A 2,182-nucleotide genomic window follows, 5' to 3' on the forward strand; every position below is an offset into this window, starting at 1 on the left:
GCCCAGCGGGCCCTCGCCGCGCGCGGGGCGCCCGTCGTGGGTTGGTGCCGGGGCGGGGGGCCCCCGCCCCCCCGGCCCCGCCCCCACGGCCGCACGCTGATGCTGCTCGCCGAACGCGAGTGCCTGGCCGCCGGCGTGCGCGACCTCGGCCTCAACGTGTTCGCCGGGAACGAGGTCGCGATCCGCCTCTACGCCTCGCTCGGCTACCGGGTCACCAACCGCATCTACGGAAAGCCGCTGTGACCCGACGTGACGTCAGGAACCCGCCGCCGCCTCGATGGCGGCCACGATGCGGTCCCGCAGGCCGTCCTGGCTCTGCCCGCCGTCCAGCCGCTGCCCGCCGATCACGTACGTCGGCGTGCCGGTGACCCCGATCGCCCGGCCCTCGGCCTGGTCGGCGTCCACGGTGAGCATGTGCCGGCCGTCGATCAGCGCGGTGTCGACCTCCTCGGCGTCCACCCCGACGGCCCGGGCCACCTCCAGCAGCACCTGCTGCCCGCGGGCGTCCAACTCCTCGGTCCGGGCCAGCAGCGCCTCCACGAACGGCCAGCCCAGCCCCTGCGCGAACGCCTCCTCGGCGGCCTCCGCGGCCGCGTAGGCGTGCTTGTGCTTCTCCAGCGGGAAGTGGCGGACCTCGACGGGCAGCGCGTCGCCGTACCGCGCGCGCAGCGCCCGTACGTCGTCCAGCGCGGTGCGGCAGTCCGGACACTGGAGGTCGCACCAGAACTCGAGCCGGGGGAGGGAACCATCGATCATTCCCCCAGTGTTTCACTAGTGGGCGCCCGCTCCGGCCGACGGTGCGCCCCTGCGAAGGCCGACAGGGAGGCAGTGATGACCAGGACGACCGGAAGCGAAGGAGTACTGCCGTGCTGACGGCGGCGATCAGCTTCGCGCTCACGGCGAGCGGGGTGGCCGTGGCCGGCCTGCGGGCCTACCGGCGGCGGTTCCTGTCCGCGACCCGCTGGTTCGCGGTGGCCCTGGTGCCCGCCGGGCTCTACCTGACCGGCCTGTTCCCGGTGGCCCGGACGATCGGCAGCGAGTTCGCCGACTGGGCGACGAGGCTGGTGTTCGACCCCCGGGTCTGGACCGGCATCGTGCTGCTCGGCCTCTCCGCGCTCCTGCTGGTGACGACGCGCTGGGTGGGCCGCCGGGGCGCCGTGGACGCCGCGCCGGACCGCCCGGCGGCCGCCGGTGCCGCGCCCGAGCGCCCGGCGGTGGCCGCCACGCCGCCGAAGAAGCCGGCGACGGGCAAGCCCGCGGGGGGCAAGCGGGACGACGGCCTCGGCGACTTCTCCGACATCGAGGAGATCCTCCGCAAGCGCGGCATCTGAGCGGCATCCGAACGCGGCACTCGAACGCGGCACTCGAACCCCTGCGGGGGTCGGCGTCAGGCGGATGGCACGGCCTCCGCCGAGCGCTGCCGTGCCCGGTAGGCGGCGACGTGCAGCCGGTTGCCGCAGGTGCGGCTGTCGCAGTAGCGCCGGGAGCGGTTGCGGGAGAGGTCCACGAAGACCCGGGCACAGTCCGGCGCCTCGCAGCGGCGCAACCGCTCCCGCTCGCCCGCCATCAGGATGAAGGCCAGCGCCATGCCCAGCTCGGCGGCGAGGTGGTCGCCGAGCGCGGCGTGCGGCGCGAAGTAGTGGATGTGCCAGTCGTGGTGGTCGTGGTTGGTCAGCCGCGGCGTCGTACCGGCGGCCGCGACGATCCGGTTGACCAGTTCGGCGGCCTCGGCGGTGGACTCCGTCCCGAACACCTCGCGCAGCCGGGTGCGCAGCTCGTGCACCTTGCGCAGGTCGTTCTCGGTCAGCGAGTCGATCTCGCTGATCTCCTGGCCGACCACGAAGGCGTCCAGTGCGGCCACGTCCGGCAGCCGCTCGGTGCCGCACACCTCGGGCGCGGTGTTGAGCAGCTCGACGAGGATGCTCAGTGCGCACTCGGTGTCATGGGTGATCAGCACGTTGGGGACTCCTCGCGCAGGGGACTCCGGAACCCCGCGTCCACGGTTACCCCAGACCATACCGGGCCTTGCGGCGGAAGGGCGGTGGGTTCTTTCGAAGGTGCGTACGGATTCCGTCAGAGTGCCGTGGAGCGGACGGCGTCCGGGCGGCCGGGCCCGCGAAGGACCCCCCGAAATGCCGACGGCGCCCGGCAGCGAGGCCGGCCACCCGTATGGATGGCCGGC

At 74.1% G+C, this 2,182-nt stretch carries 4 protein-coding genes; 2 read left to right on the forward strand and 2 right to left on the reverse strand.

Going from position 1 to position 2,182, the window contains the following annotated elements:
• The coding region (locus ACFV6I_RS39280) for a GNAT family N-acetyltransferase (RefSeq protein ID WP_380431055.1) at positions 1 to 243 on the forward strand (243 nt) is incomplete at its 5' end.
• A gap of 12 nt (positions 244 to 255) precedes the next feature.
• Here ACFV6I_RS39280 and ACFV6I_RS39285 read toward each other — a convergent pair.
• Positions 256 to 756, reverse strand: a complete 501-nt coding sequence (locus tag ACFV6I_RS39285) for a DsbA family protein (protein ID WP_063346824.1) — start codon at positions 754 to 756, stop codon at positions 256 to 258.
• Between the two features lie 110 nt (positions 757 to 866).
• On the opposite strand from ACFV6I_RS39285, the gene ACFV6I_RS39290 reads away from it, so the two are divergent.
• Positions 867 to 1,331: a hypothetical protein gene (locus ACFV6I_RS39290; RefSeq protein WP_380431058.1), complete on the forward strand. Its 465-nt coding sequence runs from the start codon at positions 867 to 869 to the stop codon at positions 1,329 to 1,331.
• A 56-nt stretch (positions 1,332 to 1,387) separates the two neighbouring features.
• Here the strand turns inward: ACFV6I_RS39290 and ACFV6I_RS39295 are convergent, their stop codons facing one another.
• On the reverse strand, positions 1,388 to 1,957 hold the full coding sequence (locus ACFV6I_RS39295) for a CGNR zinc finger domain-containing protein (RefSeq protein WP_063346822.1): 570 nt from the start codon (positions 1,955 to 1,957) through the stop codon (positions 1,388 to 1,390).
• Positions 1,958 to 2,182 lie beyond the last annotated feature (225 nt).

Origin of the sequence: Kitasatospora sp. NPDC059803, assembly GCF_042732255.1 — a bacterium.
GTDB lineage: Bacteria > Actinomycetota > Actinomycetes > Streptomycetales > Streptomycetaceae > Kitasatospora.

Coding starts and splice junctions, on each gene's coding strand:
- ACFV6I_RS39285 (WP_063346824.1), bottom strand. CDS start 756: ATGATCGATGGTTCCCTCCCCCGGCTCGAGTTCTGGTGCGACCTCCAG.